16 protein-coding genes are annotated in these 24277 nt (G+C 58.2%); 4 read left to right on the top strand and 12 right to left on the bottom strand.

Annotation, left to right across the window (positions count from 1 at the left end):
* Nucleotides 1–232: 232 nt before the first annotated feature.
* Nucleotides 233–499 carry a hypothetical protein gene (locus tag C5F70_RS20275; RefSeq protein ID WP_046488130.1) on the top strand — a complete coding sequence of 89 codons (267 nt, stop codon included), beginning with the start codon at nt 233–235 and terminating at the stop codon, nt 497–499.
* Nucleotides 500–604: 105 nt separating this feature from the next.
* On the opposite strand, the gene C5F70_RS20270 is transcribed toward C5F70_RS20275, so the two are convergent.
* From C5F70_RS20270 to C5F70_RS20220, 11 genes are all read right to left on the bottom strand, one after another.
* Nucleotides 605–1576, bottom strand: coding sequence for a peptide ABC transporter ATP-binding protein (locus C5F70_RS20270; protein ID WP_017845442.1), 972 nt, complete (start codon nt 1574–1576; stop codon nt 605–607).
* The gene (locus C5F70_RS20265) at nt 1576–2544 is read right to left on the bottom strand and encodes an ABC transporter ATP-binding protein (RefSeq protein WP_102617145.1); all 969 of its coding nucleotides are present in this window, start codon (nt 2542–2544) and stop codon (nt 1576–1578) included. Before C5F70_RS20265 ends, C5F70_RS20270 begins: the two co-directional genes overlap by 1 nt.
* Before the next feature lie 10 nt (nt 2545–2554).
* Nucleotides 2555–3466, bottom strand: coding sequence for an ABC transporter permease subunit (locus C5F70_RS20260; RefSeq protein ID WP_026139829.1), 912 nt, complete (start codon nt 3464–3466; stop codon nt 2555–2557).
* A gap of 10 nt (nt 3467–3476) precedes the next feature.
* Complete coding sequence (locus tag C5F70_RS20255) at nt 3477–4487, bottom strand: ABC transporter permease subunit (RefSeq protein ID WP_017845439.1); 1011 nt, start codon at nt 4485–4487, stop codon at nt 3477–3479.
* 77 nt (nt 4488–4564) lie between these two features.
* Nucleotides 4565–6163, bottom strand: a complete 1599-nt coding sequence (locus C5F70_RS20250) for an ABC transporter substrate-binding protein (RefSeq protein ID WP_017845438.1) — start codon at nt 6161–6163, stop codon at nt 4565–4567.
* Between the two features lie 80 nt (nt 6164–6243).
* Nucleotides 6244–7638 carry an OprD family outer membrane porin gene (locus C5F70_RS20245; protein WP_046488141.1) on the bottom strand — a complete coding sequence of 465 codons (1395 nt, stop codon included), beginning with the start codon at nt 7636–7638 and terminating at the stop codon, nt 6244–6246.
* Nucleotides 7639–7807: 169 nt separating this feature from the next.
* On the bottom strand, nt 7808–9352 hold the full coding sequence (locus tag C5F70_RS20240) for an ABC transporter substrate-binding protein (protein ID WP_371918420.1): 1545 nt from the start codon (nt 9350–9352) through the stop codon (nt 7808–7810).
* 363 nt (nt 9353–9715) lie between these two features.
* On the bottom strand, nt 9716–11344 hold the full coding sequence (locus C5F70_RS20235; protein ID WP_026139828.1) for an ABC transporter substrate-binding protein: 1629 nt from the start codon (nt 11342–11344) through the stop codon (nt 9716–9718).
* Nucleotides 11345–11602: 258 nt separating this feature from the next.
* Nucleotides 11603–13204 carry an ABC transporter substrate-binding protein gene (locus tag C5F70_RS20230; protein ID WP_046384705.1) on the bottom strand — a complete coding sequence of 534 codons (1602 nt, stop codon included), beginning with the start codon at nt 13202–13204 and terminating at the stop codon, nt 11603–11605.
* A gap of 98 nt (nt 13205–13302) precedes the next feature.
* Nucleotides 13303–15984: a hypothetical protein gene (locus C5F70_RS20225; protein WP_104903953.1), complete on the bottom strand. Its 2682-nt coding sequence runs from the start codon at nt 15982–15984 to the stop codon at nt 13303–13305.
* Nucleotides 15985–16802: 818 nt separating this feature from the next.
* On the bottom strand, nt 16803–17513 hold the full coding sequence (locus C5F70_RS20220) for an SIMPL domain-containing protein (RefSeq protein WP_017845432.1): 711 nt from the start codon (nt 17511–17513) through the stop codon (nt 16803–16805).
* A gap of 204 nt (nt 17514–17717) precedes the next feature.
* On the opposite strand from C5F70_RS20220, the gene C5F70_RS20215 reads away from it, so the two are divergent.
* Nucleotides 17718–18980, top strand: coding sequence for an ATP-binding protein (locus C5F70_RS20215; RefSeq protein WP_017845431.1), 1263 nt, complete (start codon nt 17718–17720; stop codon nt 18978–18980).
* Nucleotides 18973–19533, top strand: coding sequence for a response regulator transcription factor (locus C5F70_RS20210; RefSeq protein WP_004372278.1), 561 nt, complete (start codon nt 18973–18975; stop codon nt 19531–19533). Before C5F70_RS20215 ends, C5F70_RS20210 begins: the two co-directional genes overlap by 8 nt.
* A gap of 172 nt (nt 19534–19705) precedes the next feature.
* Here the strand turns inward: C5F70_RS20210 and C5F70_RS20205 are convergent, their stop codons facing one another.
* On the bottom strand, nt 19706–22222 hold the full coding sequence (locus C5F70_RS20205; RefSeq protein WP_256588299.1) for a dermonecrotic toxin domain-containing protein: 2517 nt from the start codon (nt 22220–22222) through the stop codon (nt 19706–19708).
* A 256-nt stretch (nt 22223–22478) separates the two neighbouring features.
* Here C5F70_RS20205 and C5F70_RS20200 point away from each other — a divergent pair, with 256 nt between their 5' ends.
* The gene (locus tag C5F70_RS20200; RefSeq protein ID WP_104903952.1) at nt 22479–24203 is read left to right on the top strand and encodes an ABC transporter ATP-binding protein/permease; all 1725 of its coding nucleotides are present in this window, start codon (nt 22479–22481) and stop codon (nt 24201–24203) included.
* Nucleotides 24204–24277: the final 74 nt, after the last annotated feature.

The raw sequence follows: 24277 nt of genomic DNA, 5'->3' as shown, positions 1-24277 counted from the left end.
GCTCTGAGCGGTGAACAAGAGGGCGAAGCTGTCATGGCTTCGCCCTTTTTCATGGGCGCTGCAAAACCAAAGGTAGGAGGGGCGGTGCGACGGTTCGACTTGCTCTCCCACATTTTTTGATCTCCACCCGATGTGGGGATTGGCGAGAACCCGGCATCGGGACTAGCTTCAACGCTGGCGGCGCTAAACCGCGGTCGTGCGGGATTCACCTACTGACTGGAGGGGATCAACCATGAGTATTGTTCAACGAGTCGTGCTGTTACTGAAGGTGCTGGTGCTGTTGTCATTGGGAATGTCGACGGCCTGGGCACATAACCCGGTGCAGAGCGGGGCGGCGGTGTCTGCGCTGCAGAGTGGGCAGGCCAAGGGCCTGCAACTGGCCAAGTCTGAAGCGGAGCCCGGCGATGAGGACCAGGGCGGCAGCAAGGGCGATGACGACTCCACCACCGACGAGCCGGGCGATGACAACCCGGATGATGAAGGCGATAGCCAGACGTAGACCCGGCAAAAAAAGCCCCTCCCGCCAGGCTGATGCGCAACCTGACGGGAAGGGCTGTAGAACGCTGTGTCACCGCGCCCCCCACAGGGCAGCGCGACGCTCGTTTCAGGCGACGAACTGCTCCGCATAGTGGCAAGCCACCTGGCGGTTATCCAACGCCCGCAACTGCGGCTCCTCGCTGCTGCACCGCGCGGTCGCATACGGGCAGCGCTTGTGGAAAGCGCAGCCGGACGGCGGGTTCAGCGGGTTGGGCAGTTCGCCGACGATTTTGATCTTCGGCTTGTTCGGGTCCGGGTGGATGGTCGGTGTGGCCGACAGCAGCGCCTGGGTGTACGGGTGCAGGGGGCGCGCGTAGATGTCGCCCTTGGGGCCGACTTCCACCGGGCGCCCGAGGTACATCACCATCACGTCGTCGGCAACGTGTTGCACCACCGCGAGGTTGTGGGAAATGAACACGTAGGCGGTGTTGAATTCCTGCTGCAGGTCCATGAACAGGTTGAGCACCTGGGCCTGGATCGACACGTCCAGCGCCGAGGTCGGCTCATCCGCCACCAGCACTTTGGGTTGCAGCATCATCGCCCGGGCCAGGGCGATCCGTTGGCGCTGGCCGCCGGAGAACATATGCGGGTAGCGCTGATAGTGCTCAGGGCGCAGGCCCACCTGCTTCATCATCGCCTGGACCTTTTCGCGGCGTTCGGCGGCGGACAGGTGGGTGTTGATCAGCAGCGGTTCAGCCAGTTGATCGCCGACTTTCTGCCGCGGGTTCAACGAGGCATACGGGCTTTGGAACACCATCTGCACGTCTTTGCGCAATTGCTTGCGCTGCGCCTTGTCGGCGCCGGCGACTTCCTGGCCGGCGATTTTCAACGAGCCCGAGGATGGCTCTTCAATCAGCGTCAGCGCACGGGCCAGGGTGGATTTGCCGCAGCCCGACTCGCCCACCACGGCGAGGGTCTTGCCGGCTTCCAGTTCGAAGGACACGCCATTGAGGGCGCGCACGGTGGCGTGGCCCTTGAACAGGCCTCGGGACACTTCGTAGTGACGGGTCAGGTCGCGGGCGGTAAGAACGACGGCCATTACGCCACCTCCTGGTTCAAGGGGTAGAAGCAGCGCGCGAGGCTGTTCGATTTAGGGTCCAGGCCCGGGCGGGTCTGGCGGCAGCTGTCTTGCACGTAGGGGCAACGCGGCGACAACAGGCAGCCTTGCGGGCGGTCATAACGGCCGGGCACGATGCCGGGCAGCGTGGCCAGGCGCGCGGCACCGAGGCTGTGTTCCGGAATCGCCTTGAGCAGTGCTTCGCTGTAGGGATGCGCCGGAATGTCGAACAGTTGCGGCACCTGGCCGACTTCCACGGCTTGGCCGGCATACATCACACACACGCGCTGGGCGGTTTCCGCGACGACCGCGAGGTCGTGGGTGATCAGCACCAGGCCCATGTTCTGCTCTTTCTGCAGGGCCAGCAGCAGGTCCATGATCTGGGCCTGGATGGTCACGTCCAAGGCGGTGGTCGGTTCGTCGGCGATCAGCAGCTTCGGCTCGCCGGCAATCGCCATGGCGATGGCCACGCGTTGGCTCATACCGCCGGACAGTTGGTGCGGGTAGGCATCCATCCGGCTGGCGGCGCCGGGGATCTCGACTTTTTCCAGCAGTTCGATGGCACGCTTGCGTGCTTGCTTGCTGGACATCTTCAGGTGCAGGCGCAGCACTTCTTCGATCTGGAAACCCACGGTGTAACTGGGGTTCAGCGCGGTCATCGGGTCCTGGAACACCATCGCCAGGTCTTTGCCGACGATCTGCCGACGCTGGCGGTTGCTCAGCTTGAGCATGTCCTTGCCGTCGAAGTTCAGGGCGTCGGCGGTGACGATGCCGGGGTGTTCGATCAGGCCCATCAGCGCCATCATGGTCACGGATTTACCCGAGCCCGACTCGCCCACGATCGCCAGGACTTCGCCTTTGTCGACGCTGATGTCGAGGCCATCGACCACCGGCACGGCGGTCTTGTCGCCGAAGCGCACGTTGAGATTCTTGATTTCTAACAGTGACATGGGAATCTCCTCAGGCGGCGTTCTTGAGTTTCGGGTCCAGCGCGTCGCGCAGGCCGTCGCCCATCAGGTTGATTGCCAGCACGCTGAGCAAAATGGTCAGACCCGGCAGGCTCACGACCCACCAGGCGCGTTCGATGTAGTCACGGGCCGAAGCCAGCATGGTGCCCCACTCCGGCGTTGGCGGTTGCACGCCCAGGCCGAGGAAGCCCAGCGCGGCGGCATCGAGGATCGCCGAAGAGAAACTCAAGGTCGCCTGCACGATCAGCGGCGCCATGCAGTTGGGCAGCACGGTGATGAACATCAGGCGCGGCAGGCCGGCACCGGCGAGGCGGGCGGCGGTCACGTAGTCGCGGTTGAGTTCGCCCATCACCGCAGCGCGGGTCAGACGCACGTAGGACGGCAGCGAGACGATGGCGATGGCGATCACGGTGTTGATCAGGCCAGGGCCGAGGATCGCGACAATGGCGACGGCCAGCAGCAGTGATGGCAGGGCCAGCATGATGTCCATCAGGCGCATGATGGTTGGGCCGAGCAGGCGCGGGAAGAACCCGGCGAACAGCCCGAGCAGGATGCCCGGAATCAGCGACATCACCACCGACGACAAGCCGATCAGCAGCGACAGGCGCGAGCCTTGGATCAAGCGCGAGAGCAAGTCACGGCCGAGTTCGTCGGTGCCGAGCAGGAACTGGATCTGCCCGCCTTCCAGCCACGACGGCGGGGTCAGCAGGAAGTCGCGGTATTGCTCGCTGGGGTTATGCGGCGCCACCCACGGGGCGAACAGCGCGCAGAACACGATCAGCAACATGAACAGCAGGCCGGCAACCGCGCCTTTGTTCTTGGAGAAGGCTTGCCAGAATTCTTTGTACGGCGACGGGTACAGCAGGCTCTGATCGACTGCTGACACTGGAGTAGGTGTGGTCATGGTCATGATCTCAGCGCTGGTGACGGATGCGTGGGTTGGCGAAGCCGTAGAGGACATCCACCACGAAGTTCACCAGGATCACCAGGCAGGCGATCAGCAGGATGCCGTTTTGCACCACCGGGTAGTCCCGTGCGCCAATGGCTTCGATCAGCCATTTGCCGATGCCGGGCCACGAGAAGATGGTTTCGGTCAATACCGCACCGGCCAGCAGGGTGCCGACTTGCAGGCCGACCACGGTGAGCACCGGGATCAGCGCGTTCCGCAGGCCATGGATGAACACCACGCGCGCCGGCGACAGGCCTTTGGCCTTGGCGGTGCGGATGTAGTCTTCGCGCAACACTTCGAGCATCGACGAACGGGTCATCCGCGCAATCACCGCCAGCGGGATGGTGCCGAGCACGATGGCCGGCAGGATCAGGTGGTGCAGGGCGTCCCAGAACGCATCAGGCTCGTTGGCCAGCAGGGTGTCGATCAGCATGAAGCCGGTGCGTGGCTCGATGTCGTAGAGCAGGTCGATACGCCCGGAAACCGGGGTCCAGCCCAGGCTCACCGAGAAGAACATGATCAGGATCAGGCCCCACCAGAAGATCGGCATCGAATAGCCCGCGAGGGAGATGCCCATCACCCCGTGGTCGAACAGCGATCCTCGCTTCAAGGCCGCGATCACCCCCGCCAACAGCCCCAGGATACCGGCGAACAACAGGGCGGCCATGGACAGCTCCAGGGTCGCCGGGAAGAGCGCGGTGAACTCGGTCCACACGCTGGTGCGCGTGCGCAGGGATTCGCCAAGGTCGCCTTGGGCCAGCTTGCCGATGTAGTCCAGGTACTGCGCATACAACGGCTTGTTAAGGCCAAGGCGTTCCATTGCCTGTGCGTGCATCTCGGGGTCGACCCGGCGTTCGCCCATCATGACTTCTACGGGGTCGCCTGGAATCATGCGGATCAACGCAAACGTCAGCAACGTGATGCCGAAGAAGGTGGGGATCAATAACCCCAATCGGCGGGCAATAAAACTAAACATCTTGTGGTGTACCTCAATCAGCCGGTTAGGCAGGTCCGGCACCGTCAACGTCGACGGTGCCGAGCGTTTTTTCTTATTTACTTCACCTGGGTGGTGGCGAAGTTATTGGTCGTCAGTGGGCTTTGGGTATAACCCTCGACGTTTTTGCGCATGGCGGTGAACATTTTCGGATAAGCCATGGGGATCCACGGTTGATCCTTGTCAAAGACGTCCAGTGCTTGTTCATAGAGTGCAGCGCGCTGGGTGGGTTCAGCGATGGCGCGCGCCTTGTCGATCAGGTCCTGAAATTCTTTATTACACCAACGGGCGTAGTTTTCGCCGTTCTTGGCCGCATCGCAACTCAGGTTCGGGGTGAGGAAGTTGTCCGGGTCACCGTTATCGCCGGCCCAGCCTGCAGAGACCATGTCGTGCTCGCCCGCTTTGGCGCGTTTGAGCATCTCGCCCCACTCCATCACCTTGATGTTGACCTTCAGGCCGATCTGGGCCAGGTCCGCTTGCATGCGCTGGGCGCCGAGCATCGGGTTGGGGTTGGTCGGGCCGCCGCCGTTACGGGTGAACAGGGTGAACTCGGTGCCTTCCGGCACGCCGGCTTCCTTGAGCAGGGCGCGGGCCTTGTCGAGGTCGCGTGGCGGGTTTTTCAACGTGTTGTTGAAACCCAGCAACGTCGGCGGATACGGACCGGTGCCGACAACTGCGTTGCCTTTGCCGTACAGGGCCTCAGTGTAGCCGGCCTTGTCGAACGCGATGTTGATCGCGTGACGCACCCGCGCGTCGCTCATGTATTTGTGGGTGGTGTTCAAGGCAGTGTAGCTGGTGGTCATGGCCGCCAGTTCATCGACTTTCAGGTTCGGGTCTTTCTTGATGCTCGGGATGTCGTCGGGCTTCGGATACAGCGCGATCTGGCATTCGTTGGCCTTGAGCTTCTGCAGGCGCACGTTGTTGTCGGTGGTGATCGCCAGGATCAGCGGGTCGGCCGGCGGCTTGCCGCGGAAGTAGTCCGGGTTGGCCTTGAAACGCACCTGGGCGTCCTTGGCGTAGCGGGTGAAGATGAACGGGCCGGTGCCGACCGGCTTGGCGTTGAGGTCATCGGTCTTGCCGGACTTGAGCAACTGGTCGGCGTATTCGGCCGAGTGGATCGACGAAAACGCCATGGCCAGGTCGGCCAGGAACGGTGCTTCCGGACGGGTCAGGGTGAAGACCACGGTGTGATCGTCGGTCTTCTCGACGCTCTTGAGCAGTTCCTTGAAGCCCATGCTTTCGAAGTACGGGTAGCCCACGTTGGACTTGGTGTGCCACGGGTGTTTCGGGTCCAGCTGGCGCTGGAAGCTCCAAAGCACGTCGTCGGCGTTCAGGTTGCGCGTGGGTTTGAAATAGTCGGTGGTGTGGAACTTGATGTCGTCACGCAGGTGGAAGGTGTAGGTCAGGCCATCGGCGCTGATTTCCGGCAGGGCCTTGGCCAGCGCCGGGATCACTTCGGTGGTGCCGGGCTTGAAGTCCACCAGACGGTTGAACAGGGTTTCGGCGGCGGCGTCGGCGGTGACGGCCGTGGTGTACAGGACCGGATCGAAACCTTCCGGGCTGGCTTCGGTGCAGACCACCAGCGGTTTGGCCGAAATGCCGACCGCCACGCTCAACAGCGCAGCGGCAATGGCAGCTTGTAACGGGAGCATGTTCATTCGGAGCCCTCTGCAATCGATGGAACCAGACGAGCATAGAGGGCGGGCTCGTCCTGAGCCCGCCGTCTACCTGGCGCTGATTAAAGGATGTTGAACGGGATGATGGTGACCAAACGGAACTCTTTGATGCTGCCGTCGGACTGGAACTCACTGCCACGGTGCTCAACGTAGGTCGCACGAATGCCCGTGGCTTTGAGTGGGCCGCTCTGGATTGCGTAAGAGGCGCCTACACCGTATTCCTGGTGTTTTTCGCCGTCTTGGCTCTGGATGCCGTCATAGGCGAACTTGGCCCGACCACCGTTGCCGGTGTAGTGGGTGCCGTCGATGCCCCAGCCGCGCGCTGAGTAAGCGTTGAACTTCAGGCCTGGCACGCCGTATTCGGCCATGTTGATGGCGTAGGCGATCTGGAAGGACTTCTCGTTCGGGCCGTTGAAGTCCGAGGTCAGGGAGTTGGCCAGGTAGATGCCGTTGGTTTCGTGCAGGTAGTCGAAGTACTCGTTACCGTTCACTGCCTGGTACGCGAAGGTCAGACTGTGCGCCTGGTGGGTCAGGCCGAGCGACAGCGAGTAGGTGTCGTTGTCGATTTCGCCCATCAACTTTTTGCCTTCGTCGACGGTCTTGTAGTAGTTCAGGCCGGTGGTCAGGCCCAATACCGAGCTGTCGCCCAGTTCATGGGTCGCGCCGAAGTAGTACTGGTTCCAGAAGTCTTTGACGTTGGCGGCGAAGATGCTGGTTTTCAGGCTTTTCAGCGGCTGGTAGTTCAGGCCCAGGGTCGACACCTTGTCGGTTTCAGCGCCGTTGCCGTATTCACTGCGGAATTTCGACAGGCTCTGTTCGGTACGTGGCGAAACGCGGTCGAACACGCCGCCCTGGAACGACAGGTTGCTGAACTCTTCGCTGTTGAAACTCACCCCTTCGAAGCTCGAAGGCAGCGCACGGTTGCCGATGGTATCGACGATGCCGCTGCTGAAGTTCTGGCGACCGGCGGTCAGGGTGGTGTTGGAGACGCGGAACTGCACGTTGGCCAGGCCCAGTTTGCTCCACTGGTCGACTGCATCGCCGTTGGAGTCGGCCAGGGTACGGTTGGAGCCGCCCTTGATGTCACGCTTGCTGCGGTCCAGGACCAGTGCGTTGTAGACCGCCAATTCGGTCTTGACGCCCACGGTACCCTGGGTGAAACCCGAGCTGGCGTTGAGGATGGTGCCCTGTACCCAGTTGGTACGATTGCGGTCGGTGCGGGTTTCGCCGTGCTTCTTGTACTCGAAGGTGCCCCCACGGTACTTGCTTTCATGGGAGTACCAGTTACGCGTGGTGCCGCCCAGGCTGAAGTCCTCGATAAAACCCTTGGCTTCGCTTTGAGCGCTGGTGCCGGCCAGTGTGGTGGGAACGAAGTCCTGGCTCTGGGTTTCCGCGTAAGCGGTCGCCGTGATGCTGCTGATGGCCAGGGCCAGAAGCGCTTTGCTGCTCAGTTTCATGGGTGAAGCTCCTTTGGTTCTCTTTTTTTATGCCGGTCTTTTAGGCGAACCGGCTATTGGTGTGTAACTCGTTCAAGCATTTGCAAACGTTTGCTGTAGGAAATTTCCCAACAGAAGGCTGCAAGTTTGCCGGAGAGTGTTATCCACTCCCCGCAATCCGGTTATTTTCTTATGGGGTGATACTGACGCCCGAGAACACGTTGCGGCCGAAGGGGCTCACTTGGAAACCTTCGACTTTGGCGCTTAACGGCTGGTTGACCGTCGAGTGGGCGACTGGTGTGATCGGCACCTGCGCTTTGAGCAGTTGCTGTGCCTGTTTGTACAGAACAGTCCGTTGTTCGCGGTCGGTGACGACCTTGGCTTGCTTGATCAGCTTGTCGTATGCCGGGTCGCACCACATGGAGTAGTTGTTCCCGCCGATGGCGTCGCAGCTGTAGAGGGTGCCCAACCAGTTGTCCGGGTCGCCGTTGTCGCCGGTCCAGCCGATCAGGCTGATATCGTGCTCACCGTTCTTGGTGCGCTTGATGTACTCGCCCCACTCGTAGCTGACGATCTTGACCTTGAGGCCGATCTTGGCCCAGTCGTTCTGCAGCATCTCGGCCATCAGCTTGGCGTTGGGGTTGTACGGCCGTTGTACCGGCATCGCCCACAGGGTGATCTCGGTGCCTTCCTTCACGCCGGCGGCCTTGAGCAGTTCCTTGGCTTTTTCCGGGTTGTAGGCGGCGTCTTTAATGCTGTCGTCGTAAGACCACTGCGTCGGTGGCATGGCGTTGACCGCCAGTTGCCCCGCGCCCTGGTACACGGCGTTGAGGATGCTCTGCTTGTTCACCGCCATGTCCAGCGCCTGGCGCACTTCGAGCTGGTCGAACGGTTTGTGGCGCACGTTGTAGGCGATGTAGCCGAGGTTGAAACCTGGCTTGGTCAGCAGTTGCAGCTTGGGGTCGGCCTTGAGAGCGTCGACATCCGCCGGACGCGGATGCAGGGTGATCTGGCATTCGCCGGCCTTGAGCTTTTGCACCCGCACCGACGCGTCGGTGTTGATGGCGAAGATCAACTGGTCGAGCTTGACCCGGCTCGGGTCCCAGTACTGTTTGTTGCCGGCGTAACGGATCTGCGAGTCTTTCTGGTAGCGCTGGAAGACGAACGGGCCAGTGCCGATCGGCTTCTGGTTGATGTCGCTGGGCTTGCCCTGCTTGAGCAACTGTTCGGCGTATTCGGCCGACAGAATGGAGGCAAAGCTCATGGCGATATTTTGCACGAACGCCGCGTCTACCGTGTTCAGTGTCATCACCACGGTGTGCGGGTCGGTTTTCTCGACCTTGGCGATGTTCTTGTTCAGGCTCATCCCGTTGAAGTATGGAAACTCGGTGGGGTAGGCCTTGCGAAACGGATGGTCGGGGTCAAGCATGCGGTTGAAAGTGAACAACACGTCGTCGGCGTTGAAGTCTCGCGTGGGCTTGAACTCTTTATTGCTGTGGAATTTCACCCCTTCGCGCAGGTGGAAGGTGTAGGTCAGGCCATCTGGCGAAATATTCCACTTGGTTGCCAGCCCCGGTACGACGCTGGTCGCGCCCTTTTCAAACTCAACCAGGCGGTTGTACAGCGGCTCGGCCGCATCGTTGTCGGTGGCGGTGGTGTACTGCGCGGTGTCAAAGCCCGCCGGGCTGCCTTCAGAGCAAAACACCAGGCTCTTTTTTTCGGCGGCGTGGCCCATCGTGGCCACAGCCAGCAGGCTGGTACCAAAAATTGCGGATAGAACGGTGGTATGGCGCATGACGATCCCGATCCTTGTTTGTAGTTGTCATCAGCGAGCAATCCCCCCGGCATACGGCCAGGGGGACATCACTGATTCCACGCACAGCAAGTGCCCATCAGATTGGAGCCTCTGCTGTCCTACGACGTTAGGGGTCGAGGACTTCGCAGTAAATGCGCAAAATCTGACTGACCTTGTAGGCAACGGAGCCGCGAATCGAAGTTCATTGCCGTAGGACGGCAGCGAGCGCGAATGTGGTCTGTTTCCTACTGGCCTGGCGGATGCAATAACGGCGACGTTGTGAAACGTCGCCGCGATTGGTCCTTACTTGCCGCTGACGCTCACGCCGTAGAAGGAGTTCAGGCCAAACGGGCTGATCTTGAAGTCCTGTACGGTGTTGCGCATGGGTTGATACACCGTCGAGTGCGCGATAGGTGTCATCGGGACTGCATCTTTGAGGATATGTTGCGCCTGCTTATACAGCTCGGTGCGTTTGGCCACATCCGAAGTGGCCTTGGCTTCTTTCACGATGCCGTCGAATTTCTTGTCGCACCATTTGGAGAAGTTGTTACCGGCCAGCGAATCGCAGCCGAACAGTACGTTCAGCCAGTTGTCCGGGTCCCCATTGTCGCCGCTCCAGCCAATGATCATGGCCTGGTTCTCGCCGCCTTTGGAACGCTTGATGTACTCGCCCCATTCGTAGCTGACGATGTTGACCTTCAGGCCGATCTGTTTCCAGTCGTTCTGCAGCATCTCGGCCATCAGCTTGGCGTTCGGGTTGTACGGACGCTGGACCGGCATGGCCCACAGGGTGATCTCGGTGCCGTCCTTGATCCCGGCTTCCTTGAGCAGTTCCTTGGCTTTGGCCACGTCGTGCGGGGCATCTTTGATGGTGGTGTCGTAGGACCACTGGGTCGGCGGCATGGCGTTGACCGCCAATTGGCCCGCGCCCTGGTACACGGAGTCGATGATCTGCTGCTTGTTCACCGCCATGTCCAGCGCCTGGCGCACGCGCAGGTCGGACAGCGGGTTAGGCGCGGTCTGGCCCTTGAGCACCGGCATGACGTTGTAGGCGATGTAGCCCAGGTTGAAACCGGCCTGGTGCGGCAGTTTCAAGTCCTTGTCGTCGCCCAGTGCCTTGAGGTCGGCCGGACGGGGGAACAGGGTGATCTGGCATTCGTTTTTCTTGAGCTTCTGGATACGCACCGACGGGTCGGTGGTGATGGCGAAGATCAGGTTGTCGATCTTCACGTCTTCAGGTTTCCAGTAGTCCTTGTTGCCGGTGTAACGAATGTTCGAGTCTTTCTGGTAGCTCTTGAACACGAACGGGCCGGTGCCGACAGGTTTCTGGTTGATGTCCTGCGGCGTGCCGTTTTTCAGCAGTTGCGCGGCGTATTCGGCCGACTGGATCGACGCGAAGCTCATCGCCAGGTTCTGGATGAAGGCGGCGTCCACGGTGCCAAGGGTGAACTTGACGGTGTGGGCATCGACTTTCTCGATGTTCTTGATGTTGGTGTCCATCCCCATGTCCGTGAAGTACGGGAACTCGGTGGGGTAGGCCTTACGGAACGGATCGTCTTTGTTGATCATCCGGTTGAAGGTGAACAGTACGTCGTCGGCCGAGAACTCGCGAGTGGGCTTGAAGTACGGGGTGGTGTGGAACTTGACGCCTTCGCGCAGGTGGAAGGTGTACGTCAGGCCATCCGGGGACACGTCCCAGCTGGTGGCCAGGCCAGGAACGACGGCGGTGCCGCCACGTTCGAACTGGCTCAGACGGTTGAACATGGTTTCGGCCGAAGCATCGAAGTCTGTTCCGGTGGTGTACTGGCCTGGATCAAAACCGGCCGGGCTCCCTTCGGAGCAGAACACCAGGTTAGTCGCCGCTTGGGCGAAAGGCGCTGCGGCCATAAGGCCAGCGCTAACAAGTAACGGAATGACTGCGTGTTTAAGCATGTTGGCCTCATGATTTGTTGTCATTTTTGGTAGTGAGGGCGACCTCGTGAGTCGGCCTGCGGATACTTATGCAGGGGCCATACCCATTGCAAGATGCTGAACGGTTGCAAGGATGAAAGAGTGGTACGAACGTACAGGAATGTCGCAAATATGAAAGTTTCGACATAAATGCGTACATTTGGAGGGCTTTTTCGGTGCCGCACGAGCACCAAAAAGGCCCAACCGAGGCGTGTTATGCACTCGATTGGGGCGTTGCTGTTACTTATCGAGACTCACACCGTAGAACGGCGTCAGGCCAAAGGGGCTGATTTTGAAGTCCCGCACTTCCTTGCGAAGTGGCTGGAAAACCGTCGAGTTCGCAATAGGCGTTATAGGTACTTGTTCTTTAAGGATTTTTTGTGCCTGCTGATACCACTTGATACGCTGCTCGCGGTCGCTGCTGACCTTGGCCTGTTGCACCAGCTTGTCGTAGGCCGGGTTACACCATTTGGCGTAGTTGCTGCCCTTCACCGCGGCACAGCTGTAGAGCACGCCGAGCCAGTTATCCGGGTCGCCGTTGTCGCCGGTCCAGCCGTAAATCATCGCATCGTGCTCGCCATTCTTGGCGCGCTTGATGTATTCGCCCCACTCATAGCTGACGATGTTGGCCTTGATGCCGATGTTGGCCCAATCCTGTTGGATCATTTGTGCCGACATTCGCGCATTCGGATTGGACGCGCGTTGTACGGTCATCGCCCACAAGTTGATGGTCGTACCGGGTGCAACCCCTGCTTCTTTTAGTAGCGCCCGCGCTTTGGCCGGGTCGAACGGGGCATCCTTGATCGTCGGGTCATAAGACCACTGCGCCGGAGGCAAGGCGTTCTGCGCCAGTTGCCCGGCGCTCTGGTACACGGCCTTGATGATCGCCGGTTTATCGATGGCCATGTCCAGGGCCTGGCGCACCTTGAGTTGATCCAGCGGCGGATGCGTCACGTTGTAGGCCAGAAAACCCAGGTTGAACCCTGCTTGCTGCAACACGCGCAGGTTGGGGTCTTGTTTCATCACCTCGATGTCGGCAGGGCGCGGGTAACCGCTGACCTGGCATTCGCCGGCCTTGAGTTTCTGCAGGCGCGACGCGGCGTCTGGGGTGATCGCGAACACCAGGTTGTCGAGCTTCACATCCTCGGGTTTCCAATACTGTTTATTGGCGACGTAGCGAATCTGCGAGTCCTTTTGGTAACGCTTGAACACGAAAGGCCCGGTGCCCACCGGTTTTTGGTTGATGTCTGCGGCGTTGCCGGTCTTCAGCAGTTGCGCGGCGTACTCGGCCGATTGCACCGAGGCGAAACTCATCGCCAGGTTCTGTACGAACGAGGCATCGACGTTGTTCAGGCTGAAGCGCACGGTGTGCTCGTCCAGTTTGTCGACGCTTTTGATCGTGGTGTTCAAACCCATGTCGGTGAAATACGGCGACTCGGACGGGTAGGCCTTGCGAAACGGACTGTCGGCATCCAGCAGGCGGTTGAAGGTGAACAACACGTCATCGGCGTTGAAGTCGCGGGTGGGCGTGAAGAAATCGGTGGTGTGGAACTTGACGCCGTCACGCAGATGGAAGGTGTACGTCAGGCCGTCGTTGGAGACCTCCCAACGGGTCGCCAGGCCGGGTTCGACCTCGGTGCCGCCGCGCTTGAACTGGGTCAGGCGGTTGAACACGGTTTCGGCGGAGGCATCGAAATCGGTGCCGCTGGTGTACTGGCTGGGGTCGAAGCCGGCGGGGCTGGCTTCGGAGCAGTAGACCAGGGTGCTGGCCGCCTGGGCCATGGGCATAAAGGCCAGCAGGCCGGCAGCGAGGAGCAGCGGTTTGAAGATGGTTCTTTCCATGGAGACCCCTGAAGTGGCAGGCATATAAAGCTGCGCGCACGAAAAAACGGCGGTCACCGAGGTTACCGCCGTTACGTGTTATCAGAAAGTCGCCGGTGTTATTTCACCTCGACGATACTCGAGGCGGTCAGGGTGAAGGGGGCCTTTTTATTGATGGCGTAAGGATTTGCGTCTGGGTCCAGTTCGTTGGATTCAGCAATCTCGAAGGTGCGTTGTGCGCTGACCTCCATATTGGGAATTTCAGCCGCATCTTTATCCAGATCGAGTAATGTCATTTTCGCGTCAAATTGAACCTTGGCCGTATTTGTTTCTGGATCGTAGGTGATGATGTAATGGGTGTCCTTGCCTTTGAAGCCGACATGCTCTTGCAGTTGGTTCATTTTTAACTCGACCGATGTGGGAGCGACACTGCCCTGATGAGCCACTTCAGATATGCGCGAGCGTAAGAGCGGGTCGGGGATGGCCTCTTCGAACTGCTTGAGTCGCTGGCGCAGCGTTTCACCATCCGCGCTGCCTGAGGCATCCAGCTCCACGGTCGTATAACCGTCTGGTTGTTTTATCCTTACGCTGTAATGGTCGCGGTTCAAGTCCTTCAGGAAGTTTGGCGAGTAGGGCGTTGTACTGTACTCATTAGGCTGCGACTTTTCGCTGGAATAAACTTCGAAGTTGTCTTCGTCGACGGTCCAGGAAATATTGAGTTTACGTTTAAGTACGTCCCCTTCTTTATAATTGCTGACGGATTGTTGGTAGGTGGTGTCGTTGTTGTAGTTAAAGACTTCGTCAAACTTATCGGCACCACTTGTCTTGGGATCGCCCAACGCTTCGAATCCATCCGAAAGTTTTGGCGGTATCTTGGCAGCCTCTGTGGGAGGGGACGAAGGGGCGCGATTCCAAGGCCAGCCACCTTGGCCTCTGGCGGTGGACCACTGTCCGTCACCGTTGGCATATACGGTCAATACAGGCTTCCTGGTATTGGGGTCAATGATCTGGACATAGTTATCACTGAGTTTGAAATCACTTCTGATCTCATACACTTTTTGCAAACCCGTATCGTCGGCATAGCGGATGAACCAGCGTTTTTCGTCGGTGGCCTGATAAATGCCTTTGGTGTTGGGCACTGCGTTCTCAATGAGTTTCTCGCCATTGGGCAGCGCATATTTGCTGATGTCCCCCGACTGGCTGGGGCGCAACCGGTTGATTGGCGGAATTCCATTCTGAGCGTCGTCGCTCGGCGGTAATTGTGGGTGACCCGCATCGCCTTTGTTTTTCCAGACGCCCGCCTCATCAGGCTTGGCAATAATGCCGCTATTGGCCAGCTTGGACGGATCTTCTGGGTGCTGAACACGCAGTATGTAATGCGCCCCATCCCCGGCGTCCGGCGTATTGCTGGCGAAGTATTTTCTCCCGTTAAACTCCACCTCTTGCATACCCGGAAAGGAGGCTGACGGAGGCGGCGCTGGATTTACGTTTACTTCAGGCGCGCCTCCCATTGAAACGGGAGCTTGATTTGCGGTAGATGGAAGTTCGGGGGCCCGCACCAACTCAAAATCGCTTGTCGCTGCGTTGTATCGCCAGTTGTAATTCAGGCCGATAGCCGCGGTGCCGGTATTTTCGCCCAGCCCGGCTTCTATCCCGATCGGTGTAAGTTCATGTGCAAGTTGCAGGCTGGATATAACCGCCGCGGCATTGCCGCCAACGCGATCCTGCGCCGTCATGCCATAGATGCCGTCATGTATGCCGAAGGCAATAATACCTACGTTGCCCAGGACGGGAACGTAGCCGAAGGTATTGCCCCAAAAATCTTTCGCACCCTTCCAACCTTGTTGTGAGGAGCCAAATACTTGGGTTTGGTCACTCCATACCGCATTCTTGGCATTTAAGTCTTGGTAGCTGGTAGCAATGCTGTCATTGAGGTTGCCATATTTCAAATGATAGTCGCTACCTCGTGATCGCGTGTAATTAAATACCTCGCGAACTGGTATGGCTTGATCCTTGACGAGGTTTTGATAACCTGGGTAGTTGGCGTGATTACCCTCAATCAAGTTATCGAGTACTTCCCCCGCCTTGGGCCAATGTGCATCTATGCCGCCTTGTCTGTCGCGGGCATTGAAACTTTTTTGCAAGTTGTCACGATTGCTTTTAGCCCAGTTGGCGAAATCATCATCGCCTTTTATTTCGTGGGCGGCACCGTTCTTCAAGTCGACCATCACACCCTTGTTGGGTCTGTGCTCATAATTACCGTCGTAGGGCGTGTAAGGAATAAATGCATACCCCGCCATTGGGTAGCCGTAAATGTTGGGGACGATGACTTGTCCATTTTGCTCAAGCGTGCGCTTGATGGCGGTTTGAGCTTCGGGGCTTAACAGTTTAAAACTTTCACTGTCGTTGGACAGGCTCTGCAAGGTTCCCTTCAATACATAGGCGTCCGCTTTTCCGGAGCGTTTTGCCAGGGTGCCGGAAGCGTCCCGCATCGAGCTGGCTATTTCATTTTCCCAATGATCTTGGAGTGTCTGGCCGACGGATTCCAGATTATTGATTTTACCCCGGTCGCTTGACGCGATTTCCATTTCTTGGAAGTTGATCGGGCCGCCACGTTGGACTTTATCGTGCGCAAGAGAGCCCGCAGCAATTTCCCACGCAAAGTAAGTGCGCTTTTGAGTGTTGGTCAATGTCTCGGGTTTCCCCTTGCCTGTATAAGAGCTGAACGTCACCGTGAACTTTTCGTGCGGGTCGTAGCCGGCGGATAATAAACCACCACTAAAGTATCCTGCGGGTTCCATAAACTGGCGCGCGCGCTGGAATTTGATATTTCTTTCACCTTCGCTACCGTTTTCTATTTGGCCAATCTGCGTATTTACGCGATTGGCATAGCCGTCGATACGCTGTTCTCGTTGCGTAAGTGTGTAGTTCGCGTTGGGGGCGGAAACGGTGGTTGACCCATAAATGGTGGTCGTGCGGGCCTCAAGTTCCGGATCAGGGGAAGAGGTTGCAATCGGTTTTTGTTCAACCCCTGTCTTTTTTGACTCTGGCTCACTCTCCTCTCCCGACCATTTTTTTTGTGGAGCGGATGAGTCATTAATCGACCTGGCGTGACGACTTTGTACGGAGAGTGGGGGGATTAACGAGGGTGGCTGGAGGAACGGATTGATATTCATGATCGGCTCGATGTAGGCGTGAAGTTCATAAACACTGTTCGTTTTTCGAAACGCATATGCCCGAATTAAGCCCGGATTAATCGGCGGGCGGGAAATTAAGTCAGACGTGAAATTGACCTCTGTTATGGGCTGTTGCGTAACTTCTTAATCTAGGTTGGGAGAATGATGAAAATAGGTGGTTATATAAGACTGAACAGTTCCACGTCATTGCATGGGGCTCGTGCTAGACGTCTGTATTAAAGAAAGGCTTGCAGTATTCTGAAAAAATCCTACGTTAAAGTGATTCGAACCATCATCACGTCCCTTGCTTTGAGCCGGTTGGCTGCGGTTGTGTCTGCTTCAGGTCACGCCTGCCTCGGCTCCATTCCCATGGCTGATCGACCGTCCAAAAAAAACGGCGCAAGCCCTTCGGGGCCGCGCCGTTTTCGTGTGCTTCAAAAGGCTTATTGCAGGACTTCGATCACCCCATCGGCACTCATGCTTACCTGACTGGTACCGGCTTCCACTTCCGGCGTCGGCGCCGAATCCATCATGGCGGCTTTCATCATCATCCCGCCGCGTGCGTAAGGTTGTGGATAACCATTGGTGTTGAAGTTCAGGTTGACGATCTTATAACCCTTGCCGCCCAACGCATCGGTGGCCAGTTGGGCGCGAGCCTTGAATGCGCTGACCGCGTCCTTGAGCAGGGCGTCTTCGCTGGACCTGCGCGTGGTGTCAGCGATGGCGAATTCCATGTTTTGCATTTTCAGGGTGTTGAGCAACTCGCCGGTGAGCTTGGACAGCGCCGGGAAGTCTGCGCTCTCCAGGCGCAGTTCGGCGCGTTCACGCCAACCGGTGATCTTCTGGTTCTTATTGTCGTAGATCGGGTAGCTGTTGCGGCTGCCCTGACGCAGGGTCACGGCCTTGACTTCGCGGGCCTGGCCCAGGGCCTGGTTCATGGTGGTGGTGATGTCGGCGGCGAGCTTGGCGGGGTCGGCGTTCTGGGATTCGGTATAGAGCGTCACGATCATCTTGTCGCGGGCCACTTCCTGGCTGACTTCGGCGCGCAGGGCGATCTGGTTGTAATGCAACTCATCGGCGGCGACGGCCGGGAGGCTGGCCAGGGTGCTGGCGCTGAGGGTGAGAGCGGCTGCGTTGCGAATGAAACGGGACATGGAAGCTCCTTGGATTGTTCGTATCGGTATGACTGTAGACGGTGGTGCCGGGTTCTTCGGGTTTACACATTCACTACAAGTTGTCGCAGTGCCGACGAACGGTCATTCAGCGCGCCTGCGTCAAAGAGCCACACGCGCCGTGTCTGCCGGTCGGCTTCGTTTATACTCCTGCCGATCCGCCTGCAGCGCTCACCGGGAGAGCTCATGCTCGCCGCCGTAAAACTGACTTCCGCCACCCGCCAGAACCTCTGGCGCCTGACGTTCATTCGCACCTTGGTATTGGCCGCGCAGGCCGGTTCCGTCGGGCTTGCCTATTGGTTCGACCTGCTGCCGCTGCCGTGGCTGCAACTGAGCGTGACCCTGGGTTTTTCCACCGTGTTGTGTGCGTTTACCGCCATCCGGTTGCGCACCACCTGGCCGGTGACCGAGCTGGAATACGCCCTGCAGTTGGCCTGCGACCTGTTTATCCACAGTGTGTTGCTGTATTTCTCCGGTGGTTCCACCAATCCGTTCGTTTCGTATTACCTGGTGCCTTTGACCATAGCGGCCGTGACCTTGCCGTGGCGCTACTCGGTGATACTCTCCGGCATTGCCCTGACCCTGTACACCTTGCTGCTGGCGCAGTTCTACCCGCTGCAGACGTTCCCCATCGCCCGGGAAAACCTGCAGATCTACGGGATGTGGCTGAGCTTCGCGCTGTCCGCCGCAGTCATCACCTTTTTTGCTGCGCGCATGGCCGAAGAACTGCGCCGCCAGGAAGAACTGCGCGCCATCCGCCGCGAAGAAGGCCTGCGCGACCAGCAACTGCTGGCCGTCGCGACCCAGGCCGCCGGTGCGGCCCATGAGTTGGGCACGCCCCTGGCGACCATGAGCGTGCTGCTCAACGAAATGACCCAGGACCATCACGATCCGGCGCTGCAAGAAGACCTCGGCGTGCTGCGCGAACAGGTCAAGCAGTGCAAGCAAACCTTGCAGCAACTGGTGCGCGCCGCCGAAGCCAACCGCCGCCTGGCGGTGGAGATGCAGGACGTGACCCAGTGGCTCGACGAAGCCCTGAACCGCTGGCACCTGATGCGCCCCGAAGCCAGTTACCGTTTTCACCTGCTGGGGCAGGGCAGCGTGCCGCGCATGGCGCCGCCGCCGGACCTGACCCAGGCCCTGCTCAACCTGTTGAACAATGCCGCCGATGCCTGCCCCGAAGGCCTGGAAGTGCAGCTGGACTGGGACACGGAAAACCTCACCATCAGCATTCGTGACCACGGCGCAGGCGTGCCGCTGGCTATTGCCGAGCAGATCGGCAAACCTTTCTTTACCACCAAGGGCAAAGGCTTCGGCCTCGGCCTGTTTTTGAGCAAGGCCAGCGTGACCCGCGCGGGCGGCTCAGTGAAGCTCTATAGTCATGAGGAAGGCGGCACGCTCACCGAGCTGCGCCTGCCCCGTGTCGCACGAGGAGATATCGATGAGTGATGAGATCCAAGTCGAAGGCGAAGAACTGCCGCACCTGTTGCTGGTAGATGATGACGCTACCTTTACCCGCGTCATGGCGCGTGCCATGAGCCGTCGCGGTTTCCGCGTCAGCACCGCGGGCTCCGCGGAAGAGGGCCTGAGCATCGCCCAGGCCGACCTGCCGGACTACGCCGCGCTCGACCTGAAAATGGACGGCGACTCCGGCCTGGTGCTGCTGCCCAAGCTGCTCGAACTCGATCCGGAAATGCGCGTGGTGATCCTCACCGGTTATTCCAGCATTGCCACCGCTGTCGAAGCCATCAAGCGTGGCGCCTGCAACTATCTGTGCAAACCGGCGGACGCCGACGACGTGCTGGCCGCCTTGCTCTCCGAGCATGCCGACCTCGACACCCTGGTGCCGGAAAACCCGATGTCGGTGGACCGCCTGCAGTGGGAACACATCCAGCGCGTGCTGACCGAGCATGAAGGCAATATCTCGGCCACCGCCCGCGCGCTGGGCATGCACCGGCGTACCCTGCAACGCAAGCTGCAGAAGCGCCCGGTACGGCGCTGAACCCTAGGAACAGAACGCGGGATATCGTGCTGTGCTTGAGCCTCGAACACTTGAGTTTTCAGCATTTTATCCTGTGTTGCGGGTCGGTATGGAAGGCTGAGTATTTTTGGCCTGGCGACCTTCAATACATATCGCACACGTTTTCCATGTTCACTCGGTTGAGAAAGAGTGCTCATGGCTGTTTGGGCGGGAAATACACGGGTTTATATTCAACTGTAGAATCTTCATATTTTGGGGGCTCTCCCGGCGGAGCGCTATTGATGGTGGTCGGTTGGCCGTCGTTTTTATTTATTTTTGTAACGCTATAGTCATTATGGTCGGCTTGTAGTTTCGCTTCAGCTATGCGCTCAGCCTCTTGACGCGTAATTTTTGGATTTGACGCCATGATTTGAGTGACGTACTTGTCTCGATAGTTTTTCAGTGTGGTTGAGCCAAAATTTGTGAACACCCCTCCCTCAAAAGCCTTGACGGGCTTATTGATCTCTTTTTGAAATTTTGCAGCGAACGAGCTTCCACGCCCTTCGCCTGAATGACAAACTATAAGCCGTACAGAGTCATATGTTTCTGGATCTATACCTTTGCTTTTCAATAAGGCTATTAGTTTTTTTGGTGAGTAACCTTTTCCGTCGATCACAACTTTTGAGTCTTCGCCAAAGAACGTACCGGGCCGATATGGTTTAGAACCATGTGCAACAATGTTGAGTCGTCTTCCGGCTTTGTAAGTGTCCTCAAAGGTATGGACTTCATTGCCAACAATTTTCAGATTCTTCATCGGGCCGCCCATTTTGACTTCGACAGTCGGAGCGTCCCCTTCCGCTTCGATTTCAGCAGGCGGCTCATGTTCAGGGTTCAGTTCGTTCGGTTTGGGTTCCTCGCCAGGTTTGATTTCGCTAGCGGCGGCTTCCTCCCCCGATTTGCCAGTCTTCGCGATATGTGGGAGCACGGCGATCGCGGCGTTGAAAAAACCGAATATGATGCGTTGGTTGCCAGTCGGTTTGCCATGTACTTTGTCGTCAATGCCAATCCCTGCCTCGGTTATCCCGCTGGCCAGATAGAATGCATCCAATGTCAGTGCCACTTCAGGCATTACAAAAGCCAGCGGAGTCAGGAATAGTGCAGCTTTTGCAGCCTTTTCCAGGCCGGAAATAATATTATTCTTGATGACGTCCCTGTCACTGGTGATATCCACCGCGGCATCCGAATAAGAGCGATCTTTCTGGCGTGTCGTGATTTCATCGAAAGGCGAGTGACTGGGTTCTGCCTTAATGAAGTCTTGTGGGTCCCAGAAGCCGCTGAAAGCCCGATGATCATAGGAAAGTAATCCCCCCGGAGTTTCGCGTTTTTCAGGCCAGGTACCGAGCCCGGCCAGCGTCTCGTCTATGCCTGCTTGTGCATAGCCGTTAGGTTTGTCTTTGAGCGGGAAGTGCCCGGCCATCGCTTCGCGTTTGACGGGGTCCGCCATTTGCTCGGCGAACCATGCTTTCATTTCGGTCTGGCCGTTGAAGGTGTGAATGGGGGAAGAGTTTCCCGGTATGTGCAACAGCGTGAGCGGTGGGAGTTTTTTACCGTTGGCATCAAACCTGACCTTTTTGTCCGTGATGTACATAAGGTCGGTAGACTGAAAGTTCCCGACTTTCAGCATCCCAACTTCAATGTCGGGATCCTTTGGTGGATTCTTTTGTAAGTCTTCAAGCTTGATGTCCGGCCACGACGCCTGGTTGCCTGCTAACCCGGAAGCTCGCATGACCAGATCACGGCCTTCCTTACTGAGGCTTTGTTCTTGATGCTGGCTCATGGCGGCTTTGACAAGCGACGATTTGGCCAGCAATGGATACTTCTTCTCGTGGTTGCTCCAGAACTCATTCAGGAATTGATCGTAGGGCTTTTGATAGTCCGCCTTCCAGATCAGTTTTTTGAACTCATCGGGCGTGATTGCGCTCTGGTTTCCTCCGTTGTAAACCGGAGCAGGTTCTTCCGAGGACTCTATGTAAATACCTTGGTAGGTATGGGTGATGTCCGCCTTTTCAGTGTAAGGGTTGAAGCGACTGCCGAAGTTGAAGACGCCAGGGGTATGTGTCTCCAATTCGGGTTTAACGATGACCTCAGGGCCTCCGGCGTAGAAAGGTACTTGGTAACCTGCACCCGTTGGCGTGTCCTGTGCATTGGTAATGAGCGCCTCGGTCAATGAGATTCGCTTGATGATTTTCGCGGGGTAAGGTTTTTCCCCGGTGGTGTTGTAGTCATACGTAATCAGGTAGGTGTTGTCGGGATCTATATTCCATTTTTCTTTTTCGGCTGGGGTCGCTGCCTGTGCCGCCATCTCGGCAAATTTTTTTTTCAGAAAAATAGAGGCTTCTTCTTTAACTGTTTTGAAGGCGCCGGAAATCTCCTGTGTAACCGGGTCGACGTTGATGTTGGAATCAGAGTTGACGGGCTCAGGGGCTTTCTCACCCACCCCGATGCCTTTGTTTGGATCAGGATTTACATTGACTTCGACGTATCCGCCCTTTGAAGAATTGGTGTTTGGTACGACTTCCTGCACCACTTCTTGATTGTTAGGTGGGGAGGAATCTATTGAACGTCTATGGCGCGGATGTGCGCTTGCTTCTTGATTACCGTTGCGGTCGGAAGGTAATGCAGGCTCAGTTGGCAGGTGGAGGAGATTAATGGGAGGGAGAGCAATCTGCATAAGAGCGTCCAGTAATTCAATGTGGTATCAATAGTCACCTATGTGGTTTTGTGTCGCGGGAAGGTTCCTGTTTTGGGTGGGTGTTTTTACTCTATGAGGTAGGCCCTGACTCTTTCGATTGACTCTTCAAGCTGCAAAGCGTCCGGTATGGCGCTGAACGAAGTCTGAACAATCTGCTTCAAGCTGGACGGAACCCTGAACTGATCGTCTATGATCGGTTCAAACGCCTGTTACATTTTCTTACAGAGCCTGAACGATGAATCAGAACGCTGAGTATTCCGCGGTCAACGACGCGGTGCGTGGGCACTTTTTTCGCCGAACCTGGGCGATGATCACGCCCTATTGGCGCAGTGAAGAAAAGGGCACGGCGTGGTTGCTGTTGTTGGCGGTGATTGGTTTGTCGCTGTTCAGCGTCGCGATCTCCGTGTGGATCAACCACTGGTACAAGGATTTCTACAACGCCCTGGAACATAAGGACACGGCGGCCTTCTGGCAACTGATCGGCTATTTCGGCGGCATCGCTGCGGTGGCCATCCTCGGTGCGGTTTATCGCTTGTACCTGACCCAGATGCTGACCATCCGCTGGCGGGCCTGGTTGACCGAAAAACACTTCGCACGCTGGCTCAGCGACAAAAACTACTACCAGCTGGAGCAGGGCGGTTATACCGATAACCCGGACCAGCGGATCTCCGAAGACCTCAATAACTTCACCTCCAGCAGCTTGAGCCTCGGCCTGGGCCTGCTGCGCAATGTGGTCAGCCTGGTGTCGTTTTCGATCATCCTGTGGGGTGTGTCGGGCAGCATCGAAGTGTTCGGTATCACCATTCCCGGCTACATGTTCTGGTGTGCATTGCTCTATGCCGCCGTGGGCAGTTGGCTGACGCACCTGATCGGGCGTCGCTTGATCGGGCTGAACAATCAACAGCAACGCTTCGAGGCGGATTTGCGCTTCTCGATGGTCCGGGTCCGCGAGAACGCCGAGAGCATCGCCTTGTACAACGGCGAGCCCAACGAAAATCGCCGTTTGAGCCAACGCTTCGGCCGGGTCTGGCATAACTTCTGGGACATCATGAAAGTGTCCAAGCGCCTGACTTTCTTCACCGCCGGCTACAGCCAGATCGCAATCATCTTCCCGTTCATCGTCGCCGCGCCGCGCTACTTCGCCGGCAAGATCGAGCTGGGCGAGCTGATGCAAATCAACTCGGCGTTCGGCAACGTCCAGGAGAACTTCAGCTGGTTTATCGACGCGTACACGGAGCTGGCCAGCTGGCGCGCCACCAGTGATCGTCTGCTGAGTTTCCAGCAGGCCATGAGCGATAACGAGCAGCGCCCCGCAGCCATCGACGTGCGCCCGGAAGGCGAGCGCCTGGTGGTAGAGAAGCTCGGCATGGACCTGGCCGATGGCCGCCACTTGCTCGCCGGCGCCGACATGGTCGTCGAGCCGGGCCAGCGCCTGATGCTCAGCGGGCGTTCCGGCAGCGGTAAAAGTACGTTGCTGCGTGCCATGGGCCAGCTGTGGCCGGCGGGCCATGGCAGCATCCGCCTGCCAGCGGCGCGTTACCTGTTCCTGCCGCAGAAGCCGTATCTGCCGATTGGCACGTTGAAGGCCGCGTTGAGTTATCCACAGGACGACGGCGTGTACATGGACGAACGTTATGCACAGGTCCTGGAAACCTGCCGCTTGCCGCATCTGGTCGCGCGGCTGGACGAAGCCAACCACTGGCAGCGCATGCTCTCGCCCGGCGAGCAGCAGCGCCTGGCCTTTGCCCGTGCGTTGTTGTTCGCACCGCAGTGGCTGTACATGGACGAAGCGACATCGGCCATGGATGAAGAGGATGAGGCGACGTTGTACCAGGCGTTGATCGATGAGCTGCCGGGGCTGAGCATCGTCAGCGTCGGCCATCGCAGCAGCCTCAAGCGCTTCCATGGGCGGCATGTGCGGATCGAAAGCGGCCACCTGCAAGAACAACCCGTGTCCTGAGGGCCGGACTCGGTCAGTGTGGGAGGGCGCTTGCTCCCGATAGCAGTGTGTCAGTCAGCCCATATATCAACTGA

This window comes from Pseudomonas sp. LH1G9 (assembly GCF_002949975.1).
GTDB classification, from domain to species: domain Bacteria; phylum Pseudomonadota; class Gammaproteobacteria; order Pseudomonadales; family Pseudomonadaceae; genus Aquipseudomonas; species Aquipseudomonas veronii.
The sequence above is the reverse complement of the archived record's forward strand: the minus strand, read 5'-3'. Positions and strand labels throughout refer to the sequence as shown.